At 72.3% G+C, this 25,844-nt stretch carries 25 protein-coding genes; 13 read left to right on the top strand and 12 right to left on the bottom strand.

Translation table 11 applies throughout. From position 1 onward, the window contains the following. Positions 1 to 211: 211 nt before the first annotated feature. Positions 212 to 1,075, bottom strand: coding sequence for a menaquinone biosynthetic enzyme MqnA/MqnD family protein (locus ACQEVM_RS04020; RefSeq protein ID WP_433074984.1), 864 nt, complete (start codon positions 1,073 to 1,075; stop codon positions 212 to 214). A 237-nt stretch (positions 1,076 to 1,312) separates the two neighbouring features. On the opposite strand from ACQEVM_RS04020, the gene ACQEVM_RS04015 reads away from it, so the two are divergent. Beyond that, positions 1,313 to 1,516, top strand: coding sequence for a cold-shock protein (locus ACQEVM_RS04015; protein ID WP_015610594.1), 204 nt, complete (start codon positions 1,313 to 1,315; stop codon positions 1,514 to 1,516). Positions 1,517 to 1,703: 187 nt separating this feature from the next. Here the strand turns inward: ACQEVM_RS04015 and ACQEVM_RS04010 are convergent, their stop codons facing one another. Further along, complete coding sequence (locus tag ACQEVM_RS04010) at positions 1,704 to 3,467, bottom strand: lytic murein transglycosylase (RefSeq protein WP_433074980.1); 1,764 nt, start codon at positions 3,465 to 3,467, stop codon at positions 1,704 to 1,706. 404 nt (positions 3,468 to 3,871) lie between these two features. On the opposite strand from ACQEVM_RS04010, the gene ACQEVM_RS04005 reads away from it, so the two are divergent. Further along, the gene (locus ACQEVM_RS04005; RefSeq protein ID WP_433074977.1) at positions 3,872 to 4,654 is read left to right on the top strand and encodes an SDR family oxidoreductase; all 783 of its coding nucleotides are present in this window, start codon (positions 3,872 to 3,874) and stop codon (positions 4,652 to 4,654) included. A 40-nt stretch (positions 4,655 to 4,694) separates the two neighbouring features. Further along, positions 4,695 to 7,286 carry a bifunctional FO biosynthesis protein CofGH gene (locus tag ACQEVM_RS04000; RefSeq protein WP_433074974.1) on the top strand — a complete coding sequence of 864 codons (2,592 nt, stop codon included), beginning with the start codon at positions 4,695 to 4,697 and terminating at the stop codon, positions 7,284 to 7,286. Positions 7,287 to 7,381: 95 nt separating this feature from the next. Here the strand turns inward: ACQEVM_RS04000 and ACQEVM_RS03995 are convergent, their stop codons facing one another. Beyond that, positions 7,382 to 8,464: a tyrosine-protein phosphatase gene (locus tag ACQEVM_RS03995; RefSeq protein WP_433074971.1), complete on the bottom strand. Its 1,083-nt coding sequence runs from the start codon at positions 8,462 to 8,464 to the stop codon at positions 7,382 to 7,384. 233 nt (positions 8,465 to 8,697) lie between these two features. On the opposite strand from ACQEVM_RS03995, the gene ACQEVM_RS03990 reads away from it, so the two are divergent. After that, positions 8,698 to 10,008 carry an ADP-ribosylglycohydrolase family protein gene (locus tag ACQEVM_RS03990; protein WP_433074968.1) on the top strand — a complete coding sequence of 437 codons (1,311 nt, stop codon included), beginning with the start codon at positions 8,698 to 8,700 and terminating at the stop codon, positions 10,006 to 10,008. A gap of 72 nt (positions 10,009 to 10,080) precedes the next feature. Here the strand turns inward: ACQEVM_RS03990 and ACQEVM_RS03985 are convergent, their stop codons facing one another. Further along, complete coding sequence (locus ACQEVM_RS03985) at positions 10,081 to 10,833, bottom strand: hypothetical protein (RefSeq protein WP_433074965.1); 753 nt, start codon at positions 10,831 to 10,833, stop codon at positions 10,081 to 10,083. Between the two features lie 123 nt (positions 10,834 to 10,956). Between ACQEVM_RS03985 and ACQEVM_RS03980 the strand changes: the two genes are divergently transcribed. Both ACQEVM_RS03980 and ACQEVM_RS03975 read left to right on the top strand, forming a co-directional pair. Next, a complete protein-coding gene (locus ACQEVM_RS03980) occupies positions 10,957 to 11,817 on the top strand; it encodes a TIGR03619 family F420-dependent LLM class oxidoreductase (protein WP_433074962.1) in 861 nt (286 codons plus the stop codon). Positions 11,818 to 11,925: 108 nt separating this feature from the next. After that, positions 11,926 to 12,489, top strand: a complete 564-nt coding sequence (locus tag ACQEVM_RS03975; protein WP_433074960.1) for a hypothetical protein — start codon at positions 11,926 to 11,928, stop codon at positions 12,487 to 12,489. Between the two features lie 45 nt (positions 12,490 to 12,534). Here the strand turns inward: ACQEVM_RS03975 and ACQEVM_RS03970 are convergent, their stop codons facing one another. Then, positions 12,535 to 13,050, bottom strand: coding sequence for a DinB family protein (locus ACQEVM_RS03970; protein ID WP_433074957.1), 516 nt, complete (start codon positions 13,048 to 13,050; stop codon positions 12,535 to 12,537). 71 nt (positions 13,051 to 13,121) lie between these two features. On the opposite strand from ACQEVM_RS03970, the gene ACQEVM_RS03965 reads away from it, so the two are divergent. Beyond that, positions 13,122 to 13,385, top strand: coding sequence for a hypothetical protein (locus ACQEVM_RS03965; RefSeq protein WP_433074954.1), 264 nt, complete (start codon positions 13,122 to 13,124; stop codon positions 13,383 to 13,385). On the opposite strand, the gene ACQEVM_RS03960 is transcribed toward ACQEVM_RS03965, so the two are convergent. Continuing rightward, the gene (locus ACQEVM_RS03960) at positions 13,333 to 13,800 is read right to left on the bottom strand and encodes an ATP-binding protein (protein WP_433074951.1); all 468 of its coding nucleotides are present in this window, start codon (positions 13,798 to 13,800) and stop codon (positions 13,333 to 13,335) included. The genes ACQEVM_RS03965 and ACQEVM_RS03960 overlap by 53 nt on opposite strands. 127 nt (positions 13,801 to 13,927) lie before the next feature. Here ACQEVM_RS03960 and ACQEVM_RS03955 point away from each other — a divergent pair, with 127 nt between their 5' ends. Both ACQEVM_RS03955 and ACQEVM_RS03950 read left to right on the top strand, forming a co-directional pair. After that, positions 13,928 to 14,764: a helix-turn-helix domain-containing protein gene (locus ACQEVM_RS03955; protein WP_433074948.1), complete on the top strand. Its 837-nt coding sequence runs from the start codon at positions 13,928 to 13,930 to the stop codon at positions 14,762 to 14,764. Next, positions 14,761 to 15,003, top strand: coding sequence for a DUF397 domain-containing protein (locus tag ACQEVM_RS03950; protein WP_433074945.1), 243 nt, complete (start codon positions 14,761 to 14,763; stop codon positions 15,001 to 15,003). Before ACQEVM_RS03955 ends, ACQEVM_RS03950 begins: the two co-directional genes overlap by 4 nt. Positions 15,004 to 15,015: 12 nt before the next feature. On the opposite strand, the gene ACQEVM_RS03945 is transcribed toward ACQEVM_RS03950, so the two are convergent. After that, a complete protein-coding gene (locus tag ACQEVM_RS03945; protein ID WP_433074942.1) occupies positions 15,016 to 15,351 on the bottom strand; it encodes a hypothetical protein in 336 nt (111 codons plus the stop codon). A gap of 148 nt (positions 15,352 to 15,499) precedes the next feature. Here ACQEVM_RS03945 and ACQEVM_RS03940 point away from each other — a divergent pair, with 148 nt between their 5' ends. Both ACQEVM_RS03940 and ACQEVM_RS03935 read left to right on the top strand, forming a co-directional pair. Beyond that, positions 15,500 to 16,018 (top strand): FBP domain-containing protein, encoded by a 519-nt coding sequence (locus ACQEVM_RS03940; RefSeq protein ID WP_433074939.1) that lies wholly within the window; start codon positions 15,500 to 15,502, stop codon positions 16,016 to 16,018. 160 nt (positions 16,019 to 16,178) lie between these two features. Continuing rightward, positions 16,179 to 16,577, top strand: a complete 399-nt coding sequence (locus ACQEVM_RS03935; RefSeq protein ID WP_433074936.1) for a VOC family protein — start codon at positions 16,179 to 16,181, stop codon at positions 16,575 to 16,577. A gap of 90 nt (positions 16,578 to 16,667) precedes the next feature. Here the strand turns inward: ACQEVM_RS03935 and ACQEVM_RS03930 are convergent, their stop codons facing one another. The 3 genes from ACQEVM_RS03930 to ACQEVM_RS03920 form a co-directional block, all read right to left on the bottom strand. Continuing rightward, the gene (locus ACQEVM_RS03930; protein ID WP_433074933.1) at positions 16,668 to 16,883 is read right to left on the bottom strand and encodes a DUF6243 family protein; all 216 of its coding nucleotides are present in this window, start codon (positions 16,881 to 16,883) and stop codon (positions 16,668 to 16,670) included. Positions 16,884 to 17,211: 328 nt separating this feature from the next. Further along, a complete protein-coding gene (locus ACQEVM_RS03925; RefSeq protein ID WP_433074930.1) occupies positions 17,212 to 17,508 on the bottom strand; it encodes a hypothetical protein in 297 nt (98 codons plus the stop codon). Between the two features lie 155 nt (positions 17,509 to 17,663). After that, entirely contained in the window at positions 17,664 to 19,223 is a 1,560-nt protein-coding gene (locus ACQEVM_RS03920) for an APC family permease (protein ID WP_433074927.1), read from the bottom strand. A gap of 271 nt (positions 19,224 to 19,494) precedes the next feature. Here ACQEVM_RS03920 and ACQEVM_RS03915 point away from each other — a divergent pair, with 271 nt between their 5' ends. Then, complete coding sequence (locus ACQEVM_RS03915) at positions 19,495 to 20,610, top strand: DNA alkylation repair protein (protein WP_433074924.1); 1,116 nt, start codon at positions 19,495 to 19,497, stop codon at positions 20,608 to 20,610. A 28-nt stretch (positions 20,611 to 20,638) separates the two neighbouring features. After that, entirely contained in the window at positions 20,639 to 22,492 is a 1,854-nt protein-coding gene (locus ACQEVM_RS03910; protein ID WP_433074921.1) for a hypothetical protein, read from the top strand. 81 nt (positions 22,493 to 22,573) lie between these two features. Here ACQEVM_RS03910 and ACQEVM_RS03905 read toward each other — a convergent pair whose 3' ends face one another. Together ACQEVM_RS03905 and ACQEVM_RS03900 are read right to left on the bottom strand one after the other, a co-directional pair. Continuing rightward, entirely contained in the window at positions 22,574 to 24,046 is a 1,473-nt protein-coding gene (locus ACQEVM_RS03905; protein WP_433074918.1) for an aldehyde dehydrogenase family protein, read from the bottom strand. Then, on the bottom strand, positions 24,043 to 25,782 hold the full coding sequence (locus tag ACQEVM_RS03900) for an N-acyl-D-amino-acid deacylase family protein (RefSeq protein WP_433074915.1): 1,740 nt from the start codon (positions 25,780 to 25,782) through the stop codon (positions 24,043 to 24,045). Before ACQEVM_RS03900 ends, ACQEVM_RS03905 begins: the two co-directional genes overlap by 4 nt. Between the last annotated feature and the right edge of the window lie 62 nt (positions 25,783 to 25,844).

Below are 25,844 nucleotides of genomic sequence, written 5' to 3'. Positions count from 1 at the left end.
TCGGCGCACCCGGTCTCGACCCCTTTGTTCCGCCCACCGTTCCGCGGGGCGTTCCATCGGACGTTGCACGGGGCGTTCCCCGGACCGTTCTTCGGCGCGTTCTTCGGTCCGTTCCACCGACGGACGGAAATCCGAAAGGGGAACGAATTCCCGGTGAACGGAACATTCCCCTTTCCGGGATGCGGAACTCGCGCCGGAGGCATAAGGCGCGTCAATGTTCCGGTACGGCCACCTTCAGGAGCTCCACCGCGACATCGGCCGCGTACCCCGAGACCGATCCCGTACGGCGCGCGAATTCCCGGACGCCTGCCAGTTGCTCCGGCCCGAAGCGGAAGTCGAGCGTGGTGAAGTAGCGCTCCAGCAGTTCGGCGTCGAACGCCTCCCAGCGGGCGGCCTGCTCGGCGACCTTGGTGACCTCCTCCAGGGAGACGTCCCGGGAGGCGAGGAAGGCTTCGTGGACCTTGCGCACGACGACGGGCTCGCGTTCGAGGTAGTCCTTGCGCGCGGCCCAGACGGCGAAGACGAACGGCAGCCCGGTCCACTCCTTCCACATCAGACCCAGGTCGTGCACGGCGAGGCCGAGCCGGGGCGCGTCGTGCAGGGAGGCGCGCAGCGCGGCGTCCCCGATCAGCACCGCCGCGTCGGCCTCCTGCATCATCAACCCCAGGTCAGGGGGGCAGGTGTAGTAGTCGGGCCGTACTCCGTACTGCTCGGCGAGCAGCAGCTGGGCCAGCCTCACGGACGTCCGGGAGGTCGACCCGAGAGCCACGCGGGCTCCGTCCAACCGGTCGAGCGGGACCTGCGAGACGATCACGCAGGACATCACCGGACCGTCGCAGCCGACCGCGAGGTCGGGGAAGGCGACGAGTTGGTCGGCGTTGCGGAGGAACTCGACGAGGGTGATCGGAGCGATGTCCAGGTCGCCCCGGACGAGCCGTTCGCTCAGTTTCTCGGGTGTGTCCTTGGTCAGCTCCAGGTCCAGCAGCGTGCCGGTTCTGGCCAGCCCCCAGTAGAGGGGCAGGCAGTTCAGGAACTGGATGTGGCCGACGCGGGGCCGGCTGCGATAGACGTCCACATCGCGAGACTAGCCCCCGGCTCCGCGTCAGCGATCGGGCGGGTCTCAAACGTCCGGGTGACGTGATCTTTCCCTCTGGTCTCGGCCGCAGGGTGCGTGCTAGGCTCGACGCAAGTTGCAGTTTGGTTTCCCTTGCAGTACGAGGCCTGCGGAGAATGTGACCCGCAGGCTTTTGTAGTTTTCAGACTTCTTAGCAGGTTCTGGAGCAGGGCGACCCTTTGGCCCATAGGAGGGCTCATGGCTACCGGAACCGTGAAGTGGTTCAACGCTGAAAAGGGCTTCGGCTTCATCGCCCAGGACGGCGGCGGCCCGGATGTCTTCGTCCACTACTCCGCGATCAACGCCTCTGGCTTCCGCTCCCTCGAGGAGAACCAGCAGGTCACCTTCGACGTCACGCAGGGTCCGAAGGGCCCGCAGGCGGAGAACGTCATCCCGGCCTAGTCGCCTGGCCGACCGGATCGCGGTTGGATTAAGCAGTACCCAAGGAGCCCTGCCTCCTCCGTGCGAGCGGAGGGGCGGGGCTCCTGCCTTTTCCCCTTTCCCCTCCGGTGCGTGTGAGGGGGAACGCCGCTGCCCCGGTCACCGTTCGACGGTGGCCGGGGCAGCGGCGGTGTTCGGGCGGACTCCGTTACGGCTTGGCCGTCGCAGGGGTCGTGGGCGCCGGGGTCGTGGGCGTCGTCGGCGTCGTGGGCGGCGCCGTCGGAGCGGCGTCGACCTTGAGCGTCAGGACCAGTTCGACCTTCTCCGGTGTGAGCACGCGCAACTGGTAGGTGTCCGGGGGCACGCCGTCGGTGAACAGTTCCGGCAGAGCGATCCTGCCGTCGGCGCCCGTCGCGGCCAGGTCCAGGGTGGTCAGCTTCTCGCCGTCCTTGCCCTTGAAGTACGGGCCCTTGGCGGTCGCCGGGTCCACCGGGACCCACGCCCCCGTGGTCTTGTCCTTCACGACCAGGCCGGCGACGGCCTTGGTGCCGGCGATCGGCTTGCCCTTGGCGGTGGCCAGCAGTTCCACGCCCTTGAAGCTGGTGCCGGTGACGACCTGGAGCGGCTTGTCGGCGCCGCTGTCCACGCGCACCAGCAGGTCCGCCGCGGGCTTCGCCAGGACGGCGCCCTTCAGCATGATCGTGAACTCGCTCTTCAGGTCGTACGCCGTGGCCCGGAAGGAGAACGTGCCCGGCTTCGGACCGGCCGTCAGCTCGGGGACGGACGCGATGCCCTGGGCGTCGGTGGTGACGACCACGGAGTTCTTCTTGGCGGCCCGGAAGACGGTGCCGCCCGTGGTGTCGTCCTGTTCCACGGCGAACACGACCTGTTGACCGACGGCCGGCTTGCCGTCGGCGAGCAGCGCCTTGACCTTCGGGGTCGAGGTGATGGGGCTCCCGACCTCGGCCTTCAGCTCCGCCTCGCCGATCAGCGACAGCTTCGCGAGGCGCACGACCGGCTGCTCCGGCTTGGTGGGCGGCTTGGTCGGCGGGGTCGTCGGCTTGGTGGGCGGGGTCGTCGGCTTCGTCGGCGGCTTCTGCGGGGTGCCGCCCGTCGGCGGCCTGGTGGCCGGGGGCACGATGACCGGAGGACGGGGGACGGGCAGAGTGCCCGTGGGCGGCGGTGTCGGGTAGGTGCCGACGGGCGGGTTCGGGACCCCGGCGACGCCGCCTTCCTGGTACTGGCGCATGTACCCGAGGACGGTGTTCACGTACTCGCGGGAGCTGTTGTAGCTCAGGAGCGCGGCGTCGAGCTTCGCCGGGTCCGAGAGGTCCTTGTCGCCCGCGCACAGGTAGAGGCCCGTGCCCAGCGCCGCGTCGTAGATGTTGTTGGGGTCGCGTTGGCCGTCGCCGTTGCCGTCGGCGCCGTAGACCTTCCAGGTCGAGGGGATGAACTGCATCGGACCGATGGCGCGGTCGTACTCGGTGTCCGCGTCCCACTGGCCCTTGTCGGTGTCCTTGATCTGGGCGTAGCCGTTGCCGTCCAGGCGGGGGCCGCGGATCGGGCGTTCGGTGGACCCGTCGGACTTGAGCCCGTATCCGGAGGCGTGCACGGACTCGACCCGGCCTATGCCCGCCACCAGCTGCCAGGGCAGCTTGCAGTTGGGGAGCGCCGCGGCGACGGCCACCTCGGCGCGCTTGTAGGCGTCGAGGGCCGTTCCCGGTATGCCACTGGCGCCCTCGGGGGCGCCCGCGGTCGCGGGCGGCTGCGGGTTCGCGAGGTCTTCGGGCAGGTCCAGGCGGGCGTCGCCGCGGTCGGCGGCCTGGGGACTGTCCGGCGTCGGTTCGGATTCGCCCGCGCCGGCGGTCGACGGGTTGGTCACGACGGCGGCGGTGGTCAGGCTGGCCGCGAGGGCGGCCGTGCACAAGACCTTGCGTGAGGTGTTGACTACATGACGGTGAAGCGGCTTCACAGTGCGGCGATCCCCCCGAGGCGGCCGTCAGTACGTGCGGCTGGTCGAGCCGTGAATCTTCTGTCTATCAGGTATTCGGACGCGACTCGCCGGGCGCAGGGCAGATATGACACACCATTCGTCTCGGTTTCGTCATTCGTTCGATCGGGACGGCCGGCGGGCTCGGCGCGGGCCGTCCGCCCCCGCCCGAAACACCCCAATGACCCCATGTGGGCGCCCTCTTCGCCCTTTGGTCCGGTTCGCACGGCGGTCGGCGACACGAGGCACCGGCGCCGACTGCTCCCCGGCGGCTCGCGGCCCCGCGACCGGGACGCCACCCCACCCTTCCCATCCTTGACCCCGCACCCTACTCTGACGCCCCGTCAGATCTGCTGAGTCGGCATCACCGGCCTGGAGGGCGCGCCATGCTGCTGCGAGGGAAGACCGTCATCGTGTCGGGGGTCGGGGCCGGGCTGGGACACCAGGTGGCCGCCACCGTGGTGCGGGACGGCGGGAACGCCGTGCTGGGGGCGCGGACCGAGGCGAACCTGGTCAAGTCCGCCACCGAGATCGACCCGGCCGGGGCGCACACCGCGTACCTGCCGACCGACATCACCGACGAGTCCCGCTGCGAGGCCCTCGTGGCCCTCGCCGAGGAGCGATTCGGCGGGGTGGACGCGGTGGTGCACGTGGCGGCCTGGGACTCCTATTTCGGCGGCCTGGAGGACGCCGACTTCGGGACCTGGCAGCAGATCCTCGACGTGAACCTGTTGGGCACCCTGCGCATGACGCGCGCCGCCCTGCCCGCGCTGAAGCGGGCCGGCGGCTCCGTCGTGATCATCGGGACCCAGTCGGCGGTGGCGAGTCCGTCGCAGGTGCAGCAGGCCGCGTACGCGGCCTCCAAGGGGGCGCTGACCTCCGCCATGTACTCGATGGCCCGGGAACTCGGGCCGTACCGGATCCGGGTCAACACCGTGCTGCCGGGCTGGATGTGGGGGCCGCCGGTGCAGGCGTTCGTGACGTTCACCGCGCACGGCGAGGGGGTGCCCGAGGAGGAGGTGCGGGCCCGGCTCACCGAGCGGATGGCGCTGCCGGATCTCGCGACGGACGGGGACGTCGCGGACGCCGCCGCGTTCCTGGCGTCGGACCGGGCACGGGCGATAACCGGCCAGTCTCTGCTGGTCAACGCCGGTGAGCTGATGCGATGACCCCCTCCACCGCCGGATCGGTGGATCGTATGCTCGGGCCATGACCACTCCGAGTGACGCTCCGACCGACAACGCGATGCGCCGCGCGCTCCGGCGGGCCCGCGACGGTGTCGCGCTCGACGCGACCGAGGCAGCCGTGCTCCTCCAGGCGCGCGGCGAGTCCCTGAAGGACCTCGCCGCCTCGGCCGCGCGGGTGCGGGACTCCGGGCTCGACGCCGCCGGCCGGCCCGGTGTCATCACGTACTCGCGCAAGGTGTTCATCCCCCTCACCCGTCTCTGTCGCGACAAGTGCCACTACTGCACGTTCGTCACGGTGCCCGGGAAGCTCCGCCGGGACGGTCACGGGATGTACCTCTCGCCCGACGAGGTCCTCGACATCGCGCGCAAGGGTGCCGCGATGGGCTGCAAGGAGGCGCTGTTCACCCTGGGGGACCGCCCCGAGGACCGTTGGCCCGAGGCCCGTGAGTGGCTGGACGCGCACGGCTACGACGACACCCTGGCCTACGTGCGGGCGATGGCGATCCGGGTCCTGGAGGAGACGGGGCTGCTCCCGCACCTCAATCCGGGTGTCCTGTCGTGGTCGGAACTCCAGCGGCTGAAGCCCGTCGCACCGTCGATGGGGATGATGCTGGAGACCACCGCGACCCGTCTGTGGTCCGAGCCCGGCGGCCCGCACCACGGTTCCCCGGACAAGGAGCCGGCGGTCCGGCTGCGGGTGTTGGAGGACGCGGGGCGTTCCAACGTCCCGTTCACCACCGGGGTGCTGATCGGCATCGGGGAGACCTACGAGGAGCGCGCCGACGCGTTCTTCGAGTTGCGGCGGATCCAGCGCAGCTACCACGGCATCCAGGAAGTGATCGTCCAGAACTTCCGGGCGAAGCCGGACACGGCCATGCGCGGGATGCCCGACGCGGAGTTGGAGGAGCTGGCGGCAGCCATCGCGGTGGCCCGGCACCTGCTCGGCCCGTCGGCCCGCATCCAGGCCCCGCCGAACCTGGTCGACGAGGAGTACGCGCTGCTGATCGGCGCGGGCATCGACGACTGGGGCGGGGTGTCGCCGCTGACGCCCGACCACGTGAATCCCGAGCGCCCCTGGCCGCACATCGAGGAGCTGGCCGCGCGGACGGCCGCCGCCGGCTTCGAACTGCGCGAGCGCCTCACGATCTATCCGGAGTTCCTGGAGCGCGGTGAGCCGTGGCTCGATCCCCGGTTGCTGCCGCACGTGCGGGCGTTGGCCGACGCGCGGACGGGGCTGGCGGACGAGACGGCCGCGGTCGAGGGCCGGCCGTGGCAGGAGCCCGACGAGGGTTTCGCCGCGTACGGGCGCACCGACCTGCACACCGCCATCGACACCGAGGGGCGTACGGGCGACCGGCGCGAGGACTTCGATCACGTCTACGGGGACTGGGACGCGCTGCGGGAGGCCGCGGCGCCCGGGATGGTCCCGGAGCGGATCGACACGGACGTCCGGGCGGCCCTCGCCCGGGCGGCGGACGATCCGACGCGACTGACCGACGAGCAGGCCCTCGCCCTGTTGCACGCGGACGGCCCGGCGTTGGACGCGCTGTGCCGGATCGCGGACGACCTGCGCAGGTCGGTGGTGGGCGACGAGGTCACGTACATCGTCACGCGGAACATCAACTTCACCAACGTCTGTTACACCGGCTGCCGCTTCTGCGCGTTCGCACAGCGCCGTACGGACGCGGACGCGTACACGCTCTCGCTGGACCAGGTCGCGGACCGGGCGGCGCAGGCCTGGGACGTGGGCGCGGTCGAGGTGTGCATGCAGGGCGGCATCCATCCGGACCTGCCCGGGACGGCGTACTTCGACATCGCGCGGGCGGTGAAGGAGCGGGTTCCCGGCATGCACGTGCACGCCTTCTCGCCGATGGAGGTCGTCAACGGCGCCACCCGTACCGGGATGTCGGTGCGGGACTGGCTGACGGCGGCCAAGGAGGCCGGGCTGGACTCCATTCCGGGGACGGCGGCCGAGATCCTGGACGACGAGGTCCGCTGGGTGCTCACCAAGGGCAAGCTGCCGACGGCGGACTGGATCGACGTCGTCTCCACGGCGCACGAGCTGGGCATCCGGTCCTCGTCGACGATGATGTACGGGCACGTGGACCAGCCGCGGCACTGGTTGGGGCACTTCCGCACGCTGGCCCGGATCCAGCAGGACGCCGTGGCCAAGGGCGTGGAGGGGTTCACGGAGTTCGTGACGCTTCCCTTCATCCACACCAACGCGCCGGTGTACCTGGCGGGGATCGCCCGGCCGGGTCCGACGGTCCGCGACAACCGGGCGGTGACGGCGATGGCCCGGTTGCTGCTGCACCCTCACATCACCAACATCCAGACGAGCTGGGTGAAGCTGGGTGCGGAGGGCGCGGCGGAGATGCTCCGGTCGGGTGCGAACGACCTGGGCGGGACGCTGATGGAGGAGACCATCTCGCGCATGGCGGGGTCGAGCTACGGCTCGTACAAGTCGGTGCGGGACCTGATCGCGGTCGCGGAGGCGGCCGGCCGGCCGGCGAAGGCCCGTACGACGCTGTACGGGGAGGTGTCCGAGGAGCGGCAGCGGGCGGCCGGGGCCTCGGACGGGCACCTGCCGGAGCTGCTGCCGATCGCGGAGTAGGGCCGGAGCAGGGACGACGACGTGGCGCGGGGCCCGACCGGGAGGATCCGGGGCGGGCCCCGTTGCTCGTCGGCGCTGCCGGCCGGGGTGCGGGTTCAGCCGACGAGGAGGTCCTTGCGGAGCTCCCTCAGTTCGCGGCCGTCGATGCCGAGGCCCTCGTCGAGGTAGCGGTCGAAGGATCCGTACGCGGCCTCGACCTCGTCGTGCCCGGCGTTGAGGTATTCGGGGCGCACGTCGAGCAGGGGCTTGTAGACGGCGGCCTGTAGAGGCGGCAGGTGGGACAGGATCGCTTCGTTGGCGGCCCTGCGGTAGTCGTTGCTGGCCAGGTAGTCGGCCATCACGGTCTCGCGCGGGACGCCGAGGGCGGTGAGCAGGGCGGCGTTCGACCAGCCGGTGCGGTCCTTGCCGGCGGTGCAGTGGAAGAGGACGGCGCGGGCGCGGTCGGTCCCGATGCCCCGGAAGACCTGGCCGTACGCCTTCCTGCCGCCCTCGCCGGACACCATGCCCTTCTCGGCGTCGATCATCGCCTTGACGGCTTCCTCGGGGGTCTTCGGCAGGGCCTGGAAGGAGCCGGAGCCGGCGAAGACGTCGGCGACGACGTACCTCGCGTCGGCGGGGACGCGGTCGACGTCCTTGGTGCGCTCGTCGGTCGTGCGCAGGTCGAAGACGGTCTTCACGCCCAGCCGGCCGAGCTTGGCGAGGTCGTTGTCGGTGAGCTTGGCCAGGGCGTCGGAGCGGTAGATCTCGCCCATCTTGACCCAGTGGCCGTCGGTGGTGCGGTAGCCGCCGGCGTCGCGGAAGTTGGCCGTTCCCTCCAGTCGCACGAGGCGGTCGGCGAGGTGCAGGCCCCGGCCGTGCTCCGGCTTGAAGTCGAACCACTGGCGGTCGGCGGCGGGCAGTCCGGTGACCACGGCCCGGCCTCGGGAGGCGCCCTTGGCCACGACCTTGCCGTTGGCCCTGATCTCGACGCGTCCGGTGCCGCGGGCGTTCCACCGGAGGGTGAACGTGCCGTCGGCGCCGGCGGTGACGGAGGCCTCCGTGAAGGGGATGGCGGAACGGCTCGGGTGCCGGTCGTCCCGGGGGGATTCCCGGCCCTCGGCGGTCGCGGCGGGGGCCGCGACCAGGGAGGCGGTGAGCGTGGTGGCGACGACGGTCGCGGCGAGGAGTGCCTTCTTCATGTCGTCGAGGCTGTGGGCCTGCGGACAACGCCGGGTGAACGCGGTATGGCCGAAAACAACCGGGTCCGAGGCCAGTGGCAAAACGTGCCACGATTGTCTCATCCGGCGAGATCCTGTCCGGAACCATTCATATTCCGGCCGTTCTCCGGCCACTTATGGGCGGCGTGACTTACTCCTTCCGGATTCGACCGAACCTGTCCACTACAGTGCGCGCCAGAGCTTGGGGGGACGACATGGACACGATGACGACCGCGACCGCGGCCGGCACGGGGACCGCCGGTACGAACGGGGCCGCGACGTCGGTGGAGGTGGAGGAACCGGCGCCGACCACGCCCGCGTCCGCCACGACGGACGCGCCCGCCACACAGGAGGCGCGGGAGGCGCGGGCGCGGGCCCCTCGGACGCAGCTCCCGGACCAGGCGCCCGCGACCGTGCGCCCCGCCCTCTGGGGGCGGGTCGAGCAGCAGGACTTCCGCAGCCGGGTGCGCGGCACCCTGCTCGGCGCCGCCATCGGGGACGCCCTCGGCGCGCCCGTCGCCGGTCTCTCCCTGGACGGCATCCGCGAGGCGTACGGCCTGGCGGGACTGACCGAACTCGCCCCCGCCCACGGCCGGCGGGGCACGGTCACCGCGTCCACCCAGCTCACGCTGTTCACCGTGGACGGCCTGATACGGGCCCACGTGCGCCGGGACACCGGCGGCTGGCACCCGCCGACCGACGTCCACCGCGCCTACCTGCGCTGGGCGGCGACCCAGCACGACTGGGGCCCCGACGAGCGGCGCAAGGACAACGGCTGGCTGGCGCAGGAGGAGTGGCTCTACGCCCGGCGCGGCCCGGACCGGGCGTGCATGACCGGCTTCGCCGACGAGACGCTCGGCACCCTGGAACAGCCGAAGAACCCCACCGCCCGGGACGCGGCGGCCACCGTCCGCTCGGCCCCCTTCGGGCTGCTGGTCGGCTGGGAGCCGGCGCTCGTGCTGCAACTCGCCGTGGAGTGCGCGACGCAGAGCCACGGGCACCCCACCGCGTTCCTGTCGGCCGGGGCCCTCGCGGTGATCGTCCACGGGCTGACCCGGGGCGAGTCCCTCGACGACGCGATCCGGCGGGCCCTGGACCTGTTGGGCGCCCGCGCCCAGCACCAGCCGGTCACGGACGCCCTCCGGCGGGCCGTCTCGGCCGCCGGCCAGGGCGAGCCCAGCCCCAAGGTGGTCGAGTCGCTGTCCCCGGGCGACGGCCGCGACGCGGAGGACGCGCTGGCCGTGGCCGTGTACTGCGCCCTGGTGGCCGAGGACGTCCCGCACGGGCTGCGGCTCGCCGTCAACCACGGCGGGGACTCCACCGCCACCGGCGCCCTGTGCGGCGCGCTGTTGGGCGCCCTGCACGGGGAGACCGCGCTGCCGGCGGCCTGGTTGGCCGACCTGGAGGGGCGGTCCACGATGCTGGAACTCTCCGACGACTTCGCCCTGGAGATGACACAGGGGCCCGCCCTGCACGGGCCCTCGGTCTCGGCTCCGGGCTGGCTGGCCCGCTACCCGCGCGGCTGACCGGACCGCCGGCGGAACCCGGACCGGCGCCCATCGGACCCGCACCCGACGGGGCCCGTCACCCGCGCCCGGTCAGGTCCGGGGGCGCGGCTCGATCCACAGGGCCTCGGCCACCGCGCACGGTTCACCGTCGGCCGTGGCCAGCGCGGTGCCCGCCGTGTACTTGCGGCCCTCGCCGCCGAGCAGCCAGGCGTACGAGATCAGGCCCGCGCCCCCGACCGGTACGGGCCGCAGCAGGCGGGCCGTCAGGGCCGCCGTGACCGCGCCGGCCGGCCGGTGGGCGAGCAGGCGGCCGGCCGCGTTGCCGGGGCAGTCGAGCGCGCCCCACACCAGTTCGGGCGGCAACATCCCGTCCGGTCCTGCGAGTTCCGCCCCCGGGGTCCAGGCGGCGGCGACCAGGTCCCGGCCGGGCACCCGCCCGCAGTGCAGGCGCAGCCCGGTGGCGGGGGTGCGGCCCAGGCCGCACCCGAAACAGTCGGCCTGCCCCTCCGGCGGGTGGGCCCGGAAGGCGTCGGCGGCCTTCTCCGCCTCCTCCCGCGAGGGTGCCCGCGGCACGTCCCCGCTCGGCGGTTCGACGGCCCGGGTCGCGCGGGCCAGCAGCACTCCGTCGGCGTCCAGCAGGGCCGTGCCGCCGTCCGGGTCCGGGGTCGGCCGGGTCGGCGTCCCGGTCGGCACGGGCCTGCGGAAGTCCACGCGTACGGCCGTCCCCCCGGGCGCCGTCCGGCCGGCCAGCAGCCCCGCCACGTAGCCGCCGAAGGCCACGCCCGGATAGCCGTGCAGCCGTTCCGGAACCGTGATCGTCCCCATGTCGTTCATGTCGCCCATGTCGTCACCCCGCCGTGTCGAACCCACCGTGTCGAACCCGTGTCGAACCCGTGTCGAACCTCTGCCGTCCGCACGCCGAACCCCGTACGTTGGCCGCCCCGACGTCTCGGAGGTGCCTCGGCCATGCGGATCGCCGCCACCATTTTCCTCACCGACCTCACCGTCTCCCCCACCGGCCTCGCCCGCGCCCTGGAGGAGCGCGGGTTCTCCGGGCTCTACCTGCCCGAACACACCCACATCCCGGTGAGTCGGGCCACGCCTGCGCCCATGGGCGGGGAACTCCCGGAGGAGTACGGGCGCACCCTCGACCCGTTCGTGGCCCTCGGCCAGGCCTCGGCCGTGACGGAGCGCCTCGACCTCGGCACGGGCATCACCCTGGTGACCCAGCACGACCCGATCGCCCTCGCGAAGCAGGTCGCGACGCTGGACCACCTCTGCGGCGGCCGGTTCACCCTCGGGATCGGCTACGGCTGGAACGTCGAGGAGGCCGCCGACCACGGCGTCGAGTGGTCCGGCCGGCGCGAACTGGTCCGGGACCGGATGGCGCTGATGCGGGCCCTCTGGGCTCCGGAACCCACCGCGTACGAGGGCGTGTACGGCTCGGTCCGGGCCAGCCGGGCGTACCCCAAGCCGGTGCGGCCCGCGCGTGACCTCGGTTCCGGGCGCACCCTCCACGGCCCCCGCACCCTGATCGGCGGCGCGGCCGGCCCCAAGCTGTTCGCGGCCATCGCCGACCACTCGGACGGCTGGCTCCCGATCGGCGGCGGCGGCCTGGGCGAGTCCGTCCCGGTGCTGCGGCAGGTGTGGGAGGACGCGGGGCGCGACCCGAAGGACCTCCGGGTGGTGCCGTACGCGGTCCGCCCGAACGCGGGCAAGCTCGCGTACTACGAAAGCCTCGGGATCGAGGAGGTGGTGCTGCAACTCCCGTCGGCGGGAGAGGCCGAAGTGCTGCGCACCCTGGACGAGTTCGCCCCGTATCTCTGACCGCTCGGCCGCCCCTCCGACCGGCCCGCCTCCCCGGCGAGGGGGCGGGGGACTGCTGGTACGTTGACGCGTTCGACCGATCGGGTCGCGTCCACCGGGGGATCACTCATGCACACGAACCAGCGCGCCCGCCTCGTCGTCGCCGGCGCGACGGCCGCCCTCGCGCTCACGCTCGCCGGCTGTGGCGGTGGCGGTACGGACAAGGGCGATGACGCGAAGCGGGAGCATGCGAAGCCCCCGGCGTCCGCATCCGGCTCGCCGGCTGCCTCCGGCTCCCCGACGGCCTCACCCTCGGGCCCGGCGGCCGGATCCGCCGCCGGGGGCACCGGCAAGGACTCGGCGGCCGGCAGCCTGGACGGGGCCTGGATCGCGTCGGCCACCCCGGGCATGGGCGTCGTCTTCACCGTCAACGGCAAGTCGGCCTTCCTGTCGGAGTCCGCGACGGGCATCGTCTGTGAGGGCTCCGCCTCGGGAGCGGCCATCGATCTGGCGTGCCCGGCGGGCAGCAAGCGGACGAAGGGGCGGGTGGAGTCCGTGGACGCGAAGAAGCTGAAGGTCGCCTGGGCCGGCGGCGCGACGGAGACCTTCGACCGGTACGCGGCGGACCGCTTCCCGACCGCGCTGCCGACCGACCTCCCGACCGACCTGCCGAAGCTTCCGCCGAAGCCGTAGGGCACGCACGGACCGCACTCCGGGGCGAGATGTGAAAGAGCCGGTTCAGACGCCGGTCTGGCCGTCCACGAGTTCGCGCACGATGTCCAGGTGTCCGTTGTGGCGGGAGGTCTCCTCGACGAGGTGGAGGAGGATCCAGCGGAGGTCCACGTGGCGGCCGTCCCGGATGGGGCGGACCGCCTTCGCGTCCAGGTCGTGCTCGGCGAACAGGGCGCGGTAGCGGGCACTCTGCTCCTCGTACTCGGCGAGGAGGCGGGGCAGCGGGACGTCGAGCGCCTGCCGCATCTCGGGGTCGGGGTCCTCCTCGGTCACCTCGGCGAGGGGTCCGGCGATCTCCTCGCCGAGGAACACGACCTGGATCCAGTGGTATTCGACCCACCGGATGTGGCCGATCAGGCCGCAGACCGTCATCAGGGGCGAGCCGGGGAGCGGCGCCTTGCGGGCGTCCTCCGCGGAGAGGCCCTCGCACTTGGCGCGGGCCGTGTCGCGGGCGTAGTCGAGGAAGGTGGTCAGCTGCGTACGCTCGTCCCAGGCGGGGGGCGTATCGGTTCGTCGTGTCATCGCGGGCAGTGTCGTACGGCGGGAAACCCGTGTCGAACGAATTAGTCGAACGGATCAGGGGAGGGCGGCGGATGCCGGGGCAGCGCGCACGGCGGGAGCGGGAGGCGGCGGCGCGCCGCCGGCGGGCGGAGCGGGCGGGTCACTGGGAGCGGCGGTTCGTCACGGACGACCGTGCGCGGTTCCGGGAGGAGGCCGGGGCACTGCGACGTCAGGGCTTCGCGGACGAGGACATCAGGATCGACGTGCTCTGCGGTCGCCTGACCCACCCGACGACGTACGTACTCAGTGTGTTCGTCCCGGAACCGGATCAGGGCGGGGCGACCGGCCGGGCGTGACGAGTTCCGCCCACACCGTCTTGCCGACCGTCCTCGACACGACCCCCCAGTCGCGCGCGACGGCCTCGACGAGCCGAAGGCCGTGACCGCCCTCCGCATGGTGCACGTACGGGCTCACGGCCGGCCGGGCGCCGGCCCTCGCGTCGGACACCTCGATGCGGAGCACCCCTTCCAGCATCACCATGCGCAGCTCGAAGTCCCGCCCGGGTACCCGACCGTGGACGACCGCGTTCGCGGCGAGTTCGGCGACGAGCAGCGCGGCGTCGTCGGACAGTTCGGAGCGGTGGGGGATGCCCCAGTCGTGCAGCGCCAGCAGGGCGAACCGGCGGCCGAGGCGGGCGCCGCGAGGGGTCGAGCTGAAACGCTGAGTGAACACACGTACGAGGTGGCCGGCGGGTCCGGCGGGTGCGGTCATGGGATCAACGTCCCTTGCAGACAAGGGGGTTCCCAGCACGTCGACCGCTACTTTTCATCTGTACGAGTCCACGCGCTGGACAGGCGTGGTCACGTCCCGTGAACCTGATGGTCAGGAGGTGACCTCCATGGCGAGTGTCGACGACAACGGTGAAAGCGGTCCCGAGCCGGACGGAGACCTGCGCCACTTCGGCGAGACGGTCAAGGCGTTCCGCAAACGCGCGGGACTGACGCAGGAACAGTTGCACCCCCTGATCCGCTACTCGGTCCAGTACATCGGCTCGGTGGAGCAGGGCCGCCGCCACCCGTCCACGAAGTTCGTGGACAAGGCGGAGGAGGTGCTGGACGCCTTCGGCGTCATCCGGCTCGCGGCGAAGCAGTTGCAGCGCAGGCGCGGGCTGGCGTCGTGGTTCAGGCGGTGGGCGGAGCACGAGGACAGCGCAATCGCCCTCAACACGTACGAATGCCGGGCCGTCCCGGGCCTGTTGCAACCCGAGCCGTACGCGCGGGCCCTCTTCGAGACGGTCCCGCCACTGCCCACCGCGAGCGACCTGGAAGCGCGGATGGTGGCGCGGTCGGAACGACAGAAGCTGCTGCTGCGCACCCCGTACATCATGTTCAGTTTCATCGTCGAGCAGAGCCTGATCGAGCGGCGGACGGGTGGCAAGGAGGTCACCCGCGAGCTGATCGACCACCTGCTGGAGTGCTCGCTGCTGCCGAACGTGGACATCCAGATCATGCCGCTCGTCCAGCCGGTACACGCGGGCGCCGACGGGCCCTTCCAGCTCCTCGAAACCTGGGAACACGAGTGGCTCGGGTACAGCGAGGGACAGCAGTCAGGTCTCGTGATCACGGACCCGAAAGACGTCAGCATCCTTCATCGACGGTATGCCAAACTTCGCATCCAGGCCCTCAATCCGGCTGACAGCGCGGACCTGTTGATGCGAATGCGAGGTTCTCTGTGAACGACTCCGAGTTGCGGTGGTTCAAGAGCAGCTACAGCGGCAGCCAGGGCGACAGTTGCGTCGAGGTCGCCCTCTCCTGGCACAAGTCCACGTACAGCGGCAGCCAGGGCGACGACTGCGTCGAGGTCGCCGCCTGCGCCGACACCGTGCACGTCCGGGACTCCAAGGTCGCCGCCGGTCCCGAACTGGCGGTCGCGCCCGCCAGTTGGACGGCGTTCCTCGGCGGCGTCACCGGTTAGCACTCCGTACGACTACGGCGGGGGTATCGGTCCCGGCGCGGTCACGCCGATCGCCGGACGCCAAAAGCGCCCGTCAGGCAGGGCCTGACGGGCGCCGAGGAAGTAGTCCGCGTCGCGCTGGAAACCGAGGCCCGGGACGACGCGCCTCAGGTGGGGCCAGATGCCGGGCACCACCCGGTACTCCCCCGCCACCATCCACGGATCGTCGCCGAGCACGAACAGGTGCCGGACCACGAGGAACTGTTCCCGCGAGAGCGAGCAGGACTCGACCATCTCCTCGTCCGGCCCGAAGCCGTTCAGGTCCCAGACGAGATTGTGCCCGTCGGCGAATGGATAGTCGCTGCTCACCGCCTCACGCTAGGGCGGGCCCCCGACCGCCCGCACCTGCTTTTCACCGTCGCTTCACATGATCGTCCGGCGGGCGGGGGCCACGGCGGCCGACAGCACGGGACAAAGCACGTGCAGTAGGCACGCATATCGGCGTATCGTCCCCCGCATGGACCCGCTCACCGAGAAACAGATCCGTGGCTCCTTCGTGAACTGCACGAAGGGCGAGGCCTCCCGCCTCCGGCTGCCGCTGGACTTCGGCGACCTGCCCTGGGAGGACCTGGACTTCCTCGGCTGGGTGGACCCGGGCGCCCCGCTGCGCGCCCACCTCGTGCGGACCGGCCCCGACGGCGTGCCCGTGGGCATCACCCTGCGCGTGCCCGCCTCGAACCGCGCCAGTGCCCTGAAGTCCAGCATCTGCATGGTCTGCCTGACCGGGCACGCCTCGTCCGACGTGGCGCTGCTGTCCGCTCCCCTCGCCGGGGCCCGCGGTCGGGAGGGGAACACCGTCGGCATCTACCTGTGCGCCGATCTGGCCTGCTCGCTGTACCTGCGGGGCAAGCGTCGGTCCAAGCGGGCGACGGGGGCCTACGTGGAGACTCTGAGCCTGGAGGAGCGGATCGAGCGGGCGCTCGGGAACCTCGACGCGTTCACGGCGAAGGTCACCGGCGCGCGCGTGGGCGCCTGAACGCCCCGGGCCTTCCCGCCGGCACCCCGGCCGGCCGTGGCATGCCCGCCCATCCGCCCATCCGCCCGTCCGCCCGTCCGCCCGTCCGCCCGTCCGTCCATCTGACGGATCGCTCCGCGCGATCCGGCTCCCCGGTGCGCGGCGGCGTACCCTGCCCCGCATGATCGATTCACGTACGCACGTTCGCGTCGCCCGCCCCTCGCTCGACCTGGAGGCCGCCGAGCGGTTCTACGTGGACGGGCTGGGCCTGGACGTCCTGTGGCGGACCAGCGGTCACGTGTCGGGTGAGCACGATCTGGTGATGGTCGGACCCACCGGGGGCGGCTGGCACTTCGAGCTGACGCACGACCCGGAGAACCCGATCGCGCCGTCCCCGACGGTCGACGACCTGTTCGTCGTCTACCTCGGCCGGGAACCCGAGCCGGCCTTCGTCCAGCGCCTGATCGAGCACGGCGGCAGCCGTGTCTCCTCCCACAACCCCTACTGGGACGACTACGGCGTCACGGTCGCCGACCCCGACGGATACCGCCTGGTGCTCTGCTCCCGCACCTGGGGCTGAGGCCGAGGGGGCGCCCGGCTGCACGATGCCGCTCCGGCGCGGTGACCGGGGAGGTCACCCCGGTTCGGCCACGTCGGCGATGCCGGCGGCTCAGCTCTGTGCGGTGCCGTCGCCCGCCTGCGGGGCGCCCTCGGTCGCGTCCGCCTTCTCGCGCATCTTGCGCACCAGCTCGGCCTTCTGGTCGGCCGCGCCCTGGCGGTCGAGGTTGCGGTGCGGGCCGTTGTTCTGCCGTTCGGCGCGGGACTGCCTCTTGCGCTGGCCGCCGCCCTGGCCCACGGGGTTGTTGATGTTCTTGCTCACGGTCATGGGTTCTCCCGGTGAAGATGTGAAGTGATCCACGGATCACAGGTGCGGACGGGCGGTGACGTCGAAGGACGTCAGCAGGGGCCCATCACGCTCTCACTCACACATCGGCGTCTGGAAGAACCCGACAAAGACGTTACCCGGTTCCGCCGGCCCCGCACACCAACCCTTTCGCCGCCCCGGACCGCCCCTCCGGGAATCGTGGGGAGTGCGGGGGAATCGGGGGAGTCCGGGAGTCCGAGGGATCTCGGCGGATCGGCGCGCGGCCGACGCGGCGGCCGGGGGCGGAGCGGGCAGTCGCCGGGTGGGGCGAAGGCCGGGCGGCGGGGGGTCAGCCGACGCCGGGGGCCTTCGGCAGGCCGGCGGTGAGGGCCGTGCCGGCGCCGGAGAGGGAGGCGTCGGTGGCCTTGGTGGCGCTGCCGGCCGCCGAGGCGGTGGCGTTGACCGCCGTCTTGGCGTCGGTGACGGTCTGCGCGGGGTGGTCGGCGATCTCCACCACGCGCTTGGTGATCGGGACGTCCCCCTGGACGACCGGTCCGTCGGCGTGCGCGACGGCGGGGGTGAGTGCGAGGGCGGCGCCGCCGGAAAGAACCAGGGCGGCGAGGTTGCGCTTCATGGTCTTCTTCATGGCCGGAACAACGACGCCGCTCGGCCGGGGTCACCGGGGCGCGCCGCTTCCGGGGGCCCGGCGGACGCCGAGGGCCCCGGATCGTGGGGAACGATCCGGGGCCCCGGGGGATGACACGGCGGCGTGGCGGGGGCGGCCGGCGGGGCCCGCCGGGGTCAGTCCTCGACCACCAGGGCCGGCGTGGACTTGGTGAGGACCTGGCCGCGGAAGAAGGCGGGGCTGCGGCGTTCGGTGACGAACATGACGACCAGGCCGAGGGCCAGCAGGCCGACGCCGATGATGAAGACGCTTCCCACGCCGAGGACCGTGGAGCCGGAGCCGTAGGACGGGTTCCACATGTCGACGAGGGTCTTGAGGAAGACGGTGGCGAGGAGCAGGCCGCCGAGGACCGGGAAGACGCCCTTGAAGAACAGGTCGCGGGCCGAGTTCCGCAGTTCCCCGCGGAAGTACCAGGCGCAGGCGAAGGCCGTCAGCGAGTAGTAGAAGCAGATCATCAGGCCGAGCGCGAAGATCGTGTCGGTCAGGACGTTCTCGCTGACGAGCGTCATCACGGTGTAGAAGGCGCCGGTGGCGACGCCCGCCATGACGGTGGCGCGGCCGGGGGTCTTGAACCGGGGGTGGACCCTGGCGTAGGAGGCCGGCAGCGCCTCGTACGTGGACATCGCGAGGACCGTGCGGGCGACCGGGATGAAGGTGGTCTGCAGGGACGCGGTGGCGGAGGCCAGGACGGCGACGAAGAGCAGGATGCCGAGCATCGGGCCCATGACGGGGCCGGCGAGGGCGGCGAAGACGTTGTCGGAGGTCTCCGGGTTGCCGAGGCCGAGGCCGGAGGTGCCGGAGCCGACGGCCATCTGGGCGGCGATGCCGGTGGCCAGGTACGAGCCGACGAGGACGATCATCGCGATGAGGGAGGCGCGGCCCGGGGTCTTGGCGGAGCCGGTGGTCTCCTCGTTGGTGGCGAGACAGGCGTCCCAGCCCCAGTACATGAAGATCGAGAGGGAGAGTCCGGCGGTGAAGGCGGCCATGGACTCGACCGCGAAGGGGTTCATCCACTGCCAGGAGAAGTCCAGGCCGGTGTCGAAGGAGCCGGCGGACGCCTTCTGGAAGGCCATGGCGACGAAGATGGCGAGGACGGCGAGCTGGAGGCCGACCAGTGCGTACTGGATGCCCTTGGTGGCCGTCATGCCGCGGTAGCTGATGGCGGTCGCGGTGGCGATGAGGGTGAGGCAGGTGGCGATGTGGACGAGTTTGTCGTCGTCCAGCGCGGAGATCGACGGATTGTTCGTGATCTCGCCGGCCAGCAGCCAGAAGTAGGAGGTGGCGACGCCGGCCAGGTTCGACAGGACGATGATCGTGGCGATCACCAGGCCCCAGCCGCACATCCAGCCGATCCGCGGGCCGAAGGCCTTCACGGTCCAGGTGAACGAGGTGCCGCAGTCCGGCATGGCCTTGTTCAGCTCGCGGTACGCGAAGGCGACCAGGAGCATCGGGAGGAAGCCGGCCAGGAACACCGCCGGCATCTGGACGCCGACTTCCCCGGCGGTGGAGCCGAGGGTCGAGGTCAGGCAGTAGACGGGGGCGACGGTGGAGATGCCGATGACGGCGCTTCCCACCAGTCCGACGGACCCCTTTCCGAGGCCCTTGCCACGAACGTCGCCCTCGGCGACGCCGCTTACCGTGTCTCCGACCCGAGGCCGAACGTCCAGCTGTGTCATGGGTAGGGACGTTAGATGCTGCGGTTTCCTCATCCGGAGGACGAAGGTCCGTTACCGCTCGGGGCTAAATCCCTTGGAATCCTGAGGTCGACACTGTTCACACTCTGGCAATACAAGGTTTACTCAGGCATCCATTCCCGCTTCGGAAGGCACGGGGGTGAAGCTTCCGGAATGCGGAAACCGCAGCCTTGCCCGTTTTGCCCGTTTCAAAACTTTCCCGTGCAAATTTTCGGGCCCCCAATGCCGGGGCGCCGTCCGCCAGACTGGCCCCATGCCCACAGCCGACGAGCTCCTCAGCGCGGATACCGTCAGTAACCTGGTCGTTCTGCTCGCCCGCGCGGCCCGCACACCCCGTTCCCGAGCCCTCACCGCCCGCGCCGGATCCCTCGACGGACTCGGCTTCAGCGCACGCGTCGCCGCCGTCCGCGACGCCGTCCTCGCCGACCTGCCCCAGGACTGGCCCGCCTTCGAGGCCGTGCTGCGCACCGCGATGGAGGACCCCGACTTCACCGGCTGGATGACCTTCCCGGTCAACGAGGCCATCGCCGTCCGGGGACTGGCGGCGTTCGAACCCGGGCTCGCGCTGCTGCGCGACCTCACACCCCGGCTGACCGCCGAATCCGCCGTACGCCCCTTCCTGCGGGCCGATCCCGACCGCGCCCTGACCGTGATCCGCGACTGGACCGCCGACCCGGATCCGCACGTCAGACGCCTCGCGAGCGAGGGCACCCGGCCCCGGCTGCCGTGGGCGGCCCGGCTGCCCGCCTTCATCGCCGACCCGCGGCCCGCCGTGCCCGTGCTCGACGCCCTCCACCGCGACCCGTCCGAGTACGTACGCCGCTCCGTGTCCAACCACCTCAACGACATCAGCCGGGACCACCCCGGGCTCGCCGTGGAGATCGCCGCGAAGTGGCGCGCCGACGCCGACACCACGACGGATCGCGTCGTCCGGCACGGCCTGCGCACCCTGATCAAGGCCGGCCACCCCGGGACGCTGACCCTGCTGGGCCACTCCCCCGACGTCCCGGTCACCGTCGACGGGCCGCTGGTGAGCACCCCGCGCGTCGCCGTCGGCGAGCACCTCGTCTTCTCGTACGCGCTCACCCACACCGGCGAACTGCCCGCCGAGCTGGTCGTCGACTACGTGATCCATCACGTCAAGGCCAACGGGACCCGCACCCCCAAGGTCTTCAAGCTCACCACCCGCCGCCTCGCCCCCGGCGAGACCCTCACCGGGACGAAGCGGCACTCCTTCAAGCCGATCACCACCCGCCGCTACCACCCCGGGGAGCACCTGGTGCAGCTCCAGGTCAACGGCCGGGTCCGCGGCGAGGCCGCATTCTCGCTGGACGTCCCCCGCACCGGGCCGGCAGGCTCGGGCCCATGACTCACGGAATCGAGCACCACCCCGCCCGTTGAGCGCCCCCGAGGAGCGCACCGCGCCCACCTCCCGGCCCTCTCCCCCCGAGACGCGTGCGCCCCAGGCGACTCCGTACGCGTCCTCCGCGAACGACACCTCCCTGTACGACTACGCGCTCTTCCGCCGCGGCATCGAGCCGGACGGCCGGGTCCCCGCGCGCGGCTACCCGCTGCCCGACGGGCCGCCGGAGCCCGGCCGGCCCCGGCTGACCCTGCGCGAGGCGCAGGGGGAAGTCGCCTCCGCCCTCGCCGACACGCTGGCCGACCCCGACCCGGCCCGGGCCGCGGCCGCCGTCCATCTGCGGGTCCGCTCGCTCGTCATGCCCCACCGCACCGTTCGCGCCTGCGTCCTCCGGCTGCCCCTGACCGACGAGGCCGCCGCCCGGCGGACCGGCCGACGATTGGTCCGCACCGGCACCACTGCGGCCGCCGTCCAGGTCGGCCTGGGGCTGCTGAGCCGCCTCGGCGAACCGGAGGACGTCCCCTGGCTCACGGTCCTCGGGACGCTCCGGGGCTTCGAGCGGCCGGTCGCCGCCGCGCTCGACCGCCTGGACCGGCAGGCCGCCGCCCTGCTGATGTTGCGCACCCGCCTCCGGGACACCGCGCTGGACCCGCTGCTCGACGCCGTGGAGGCGGGCGACGACCAGGCCACGCTCGCCGCCCTGACCGGGCTGCCGCCCGACTTCCGGACGATGGGATACGCCCGGCGGATGGCGGAGGCCACCGACCTCCACCGGCTGCTCCGGGCGCATCCGCGTCACCCGGCGCTGCTCCTGCGGGCCGCCGGGCTGCTGCGTCGGATGGCGGACCAGCACGACGTCCGGGCCGAGATCCTCGACTACGGACCGGCCATGGAAACGTACGAGACGCTGATCGGGCACGCCGACCTGCCGGAGCCCACCCCCGCGTACCGGGCGGTGCTCCTGTCGATCGCCCTCGACCTGCACAGCGGTCCCGCCGCGCTGCTCGGCTGGCGGCCCGGCCGGCGCGAGGTGCTGTTGGACGCGCTGGGGCGGCTGCCGGCCGCCCCGCCCCCCGACGGCGTGCTCGACGACCCCGCCGAACGCCGGCGCGCCGACTGGACGGCGCGGACCGGGCGGCAGCCGTTCCGCGTCCCGCCGGACGGGGAGCGGCTGAGGATCGAGGTGGTCGCCGAGGACCCCGGCGACCGGGGCGGCGTCGAGACCCGGATCCTGGTCGACGGCCGCCCGCTGGTGCCCGCCCTGTTCGGGAAGGGAGTGGGAGAGAGCCCGGAACGGCTCCTCGACACCGGACTGTTGCGGGCCGGCGCCGAGCCCCGGGAGGTGCGGCTCGCCGAGGCGTACTGCACCGAGGGCTGCTGCGGCGCGCTGTACGTGACCATCCGCCGCGAGGGCGACGAGGTGGTGTGGGGCGACTGGCGCGGGGCGGTCGGACCGACCCCACCGGAGTACCGCTTCGACGCCGCCGCCTACGACGCCGAGCTGGAGCGCGCCGACCGGGACCGCCCCTGGTCCTGGCCGGCCCGCAGCGCGGCGAAGCTGATCGCGGACGGCTTGCGGGACCGCCCCGATCTGCTGACCCGCTGGGACGCCCTGCGGGGCTGGGTCGGCACGGCCTGGGACGAGCCCGACACCGTGGTGGTGTCCTTCACGTACTGGCCCGGTCTGGCGGCCGGGAACCGTGACCCGGAGGGGCCGTGGCTCCAGTTCGGGTGGCGGATACCGCGCGATGGGACCCCGATCGAGGAGCAGGCCGCCGCCGTGCTGGACCGGTTGGCCTCGACGGACCCGAAGTCCTGGGCCGAGGTCCTGGGCGGCAGCCGGGAGCACGCCGAGCGGCTCGGCTACCCCTGGCCGGAGCGCGGGTAGGACAGGCGGCGCGGCCGGGCCCCCCGGCCGCGCCGGGCCGCGCCACCGGTCCTCGGCCCGACCCCACCGCCGGTTCGACCCTCAGCCCGGCCAGACGATCGACTGGACCTCGCTGTAGGCGTGCAGGGCGTACGAGCCGACGTCCCGGCCCACCCCCGACCGTTTGAAGCCGCCGAACGGGGCCTCCATGTTCCGGCCGATGGTGTTGATGCCGACGCCGCCGGCGCGCAGCCGCCGCGCGACCCGGAACGCACGCGCCGAGTCCCCGGACCACACGTAGGAGAGCAGCCCGAAGTCGCTGTCGTTGGCCAGGGCCACGGCCTCGTCCTCGCCGCCGTCGAAGGGGACGACGACCACGACCGGCCCGAAGATCTCCTCCCGGACCACCCGCATGTCGTTGGTGCAGTCGACCAGGAGGGTCGGCGCGACGTAGAAGCCGCGGCCCGCCCCGACGACCGGGCGTTCGCCGCCGTACGCGATCCGCGCGCCCTCCTTCCTCCCCGACTCGACGTACGACTCCACGCGGTCGCGGTGCGCCGCCGAGATCACCGGGCCGACCACGGTGCCGCGCTCGCCCGGGTCGCCGACCTTCATGAACGTCAGGTAGCCGGTCAGTTTCTCCACCAGCGGCTCGTACACCGACCGGTGGACGATCACCCGGGTCGGGGCGGTGCAGATCTGACCGGAGTAGAAGGAGAAGGTGGTGCCGATGCCCGCCACCGCCGCGTCGAGGTCGGCGTCCTCCAGCACGATCGCCGCGCCCTTGCCGCCCAGTTCCATCAACTGCCGCTTCATCGTCCGGCCGCACACCTCGGCGATGCGCTGCCCGACGGCCGTGGAGCCGGTGAAGGACACCATGTCCACGTGGCGCGAGTCGACGGCCGCCTCGCCGACCTCGACCGAGGTGCCGCAGACCACGTTCACCACGCCCGCCGGCACCCCGGCCTCGTGCAGGGCCTCGGCCATCCGGAACACCGACAGCGGGTCCTGCGGGGCCGGTTTGACCACGACCGTGTTGCCCATGGCGAGCGCCGGGGCCACCTTTCCCGCCGGGTTCGCCCACGGGTTGTTGTACGAGGTCACACAGGTGACCACGCCGACCGGTTGGCGCACCTCCAGCGCGCCCAGGATGCTCGCCCGCCCCATCGGGCCGGCGTCGGTGACCTGCGGCGGCAGGCCGCGTTCCACCGGCTCCAGGGCGCCCTTCGCGTACCGCCGGAAGCGGGCCACGCCGACGCCGACCTGCATGCCGCGGGCGATGCCGGTGGGCGCGCCCGTCTCGGCGCGGGCCAGCTCCGCCCACGGCTCGTACTCGCGCTGCATGACGTCGGCGGCCCGGTCGAGGATCGCCGCCCGTGCCTCGGGCGTCGTCCGCGACCAGCCCTCGAAGGCCTCCGCCGCCGCGCGCGCCGCCTCCTCGACCTGGTCGCGGGTGGCCTCCGGGGCCAGACCGACGACGGACTCGTCGGCCGGGTTGACCACCTCGTAGTGGCCGGCGGCCGGTTCGACCCACTCGCCTGCGATGTAGAGCCGCTGTGGCCCGGCGGAGGTCATCGGGTGCTCACCGTCCTCGTGTCCCGGCCGGAGCGCAGCACGATGCCGGGGATCGCGCCGGTCACCTCGTCGTCGCGGATGGTCTCCACTCCGTTGACGCGCACGGACACGATCCCGATCGCCCGCGCGTCCAACCGCGGGCTGTCCCCGGGCAGATCGTGCACGAGCGTCGCCGGCCCGGCCTCGATCCGCTCCGGGTCGAAGAGCACCAGGTCCGCGTGGAACCCCTCGGTGATCCGGCCGCGTTCGCGCAGCCCGAACAGCCGGGCCGGGTCGTCGGTGAGCATCCGTACGGCCTGCTCCAACGGCACGAGCCGGCGGCCCCGCAGGCAGTCCCCGAGGAAGCGGGTCGTGTACGGGGCGCCGCACATCCGGTCCAGGTGGGCGCCCGCGTCGGAGCCGCCCAGCATGACGTCCTCGTGCTGCCAGGTCTCCCGGCGCAGGGCCCAGCTCGCCGGGTCGTTGTCGGTGGGCATCGGCCACAGGACGGTGCGCAGGCCGTCGTTGGCGCAGATCTCCACCAGGCAGTGGAAGGCGTCCTGGCCCCGCTCGGCGGCGATGTCGTTCACGACCCGGCCCGAGAGGCCCTCGTTCTCCGCGGTGTACGTGTCGCCGATGACATAGCGCCCGAAGTCGGCGAGACGCCGGAAGACGCCCGCCTCCCTGCTGTCCGCGCGGCGCAGCATCTCGGCGCGCACGTCGGCGTCGCGCAGCCTCGCGATCCGCTCGGGGACGGGCAGGCCGAGGACCTCGCCCCAGCCGGGGATGAGGTTAAGCGCGCAGAACGTGCCGAGCGACATGTTCATGGGCGTCAGGATCGGCATGGTGAGCGCCACGATCCGGCCGCCGGCCTTGCGGGCGCGCTCGCCGGCGATCAGCTGACGCGGGACGCGCTCGGGGACGGACGCGTCGACGGTGAGGACGTTCCAGTTCAGGGGCCGGCCGGCGGCGGCGCTCATCTCGACGAACAGGTCGATCTCCTCGTCGGAGAACTGGTCGAGGCAGCCCGCGACGATCGCTTCGAGCTGGGTGCCCTCGTGTTCGGAGACCGCGCGGGAGAGCGCGAGCAGCTCTTCCGGCTTCGCGTGGCGGGAGGCCACCGGCGAGCCGGCGCCGTCGGAGTGCGTGGAGGACTGGGTGGTGGACAGGCCCCAGGCGCCCGCGTTCATCGCGTCGTGGAAGAGGTCGAGCATCTGCCGCATCTGCTCCGGCGTGGGCTGTCCGCCGACCGCGTCCTCGCCCATCACGTACCGGCGCAACGCGCAATGCCCCACCATGAAACCGGCGTTGACGGCGATCCGACCCTCCAGGGCGTCGAGGTACTCGCCGAACGAGGACCAGGTCCAGTCGACCCCCTCCTCAAGGGCCTTGAGGGCCATCCCCTCGACCTTGCTCATCATGCGCCGGGTGTAGTCGGCGTCCTCGGGCCGGTCGGGGTGGAGCGGGGCGAGGGTGAACCCACAGTTGCCGCCGGCGACGGTGGTGACGCCGTGGTTCATGGAGGGCGTGGCGTACGGGTCCCAGAACAGTTGGGCGTCGTAGTGCGTGTGCGGGTCGATGAACCCGGGGGTCAGGACGAGCCCGGTGGCGTCCTCGACGGTCCGGGCCTCCTCGGTGACGGTTCCCGGCGGGGCGATGACGGCGATGCGGCCGTCCCTCGTCCCGACGTCGGCGATGAACGCGGGGGCGCCGGTCCCGTCCACGACGGTGGCTCCCTTGATCAGGTGGTCGAGCATGACGTCCCTTCGTCCCTGACGGGTTCGCTGACGCGGTCTTACGGGGGGGGCGGGCCGTTCGG

Source organism: Streptomyces sp. CA-243310 (assembly GCF_050936775.1).
Classification (GTDB): domain Bacteria; phylum Actinomycetota; class Actinomycetes; order Streptomycetales; family Streptomycetaceae; genus Streptomyces.
The sequence above is the reverse complement of the archived record's forward strand: the minus strand, read 5'-3'. Positions and strand labels throughout refer to the sequence as shown.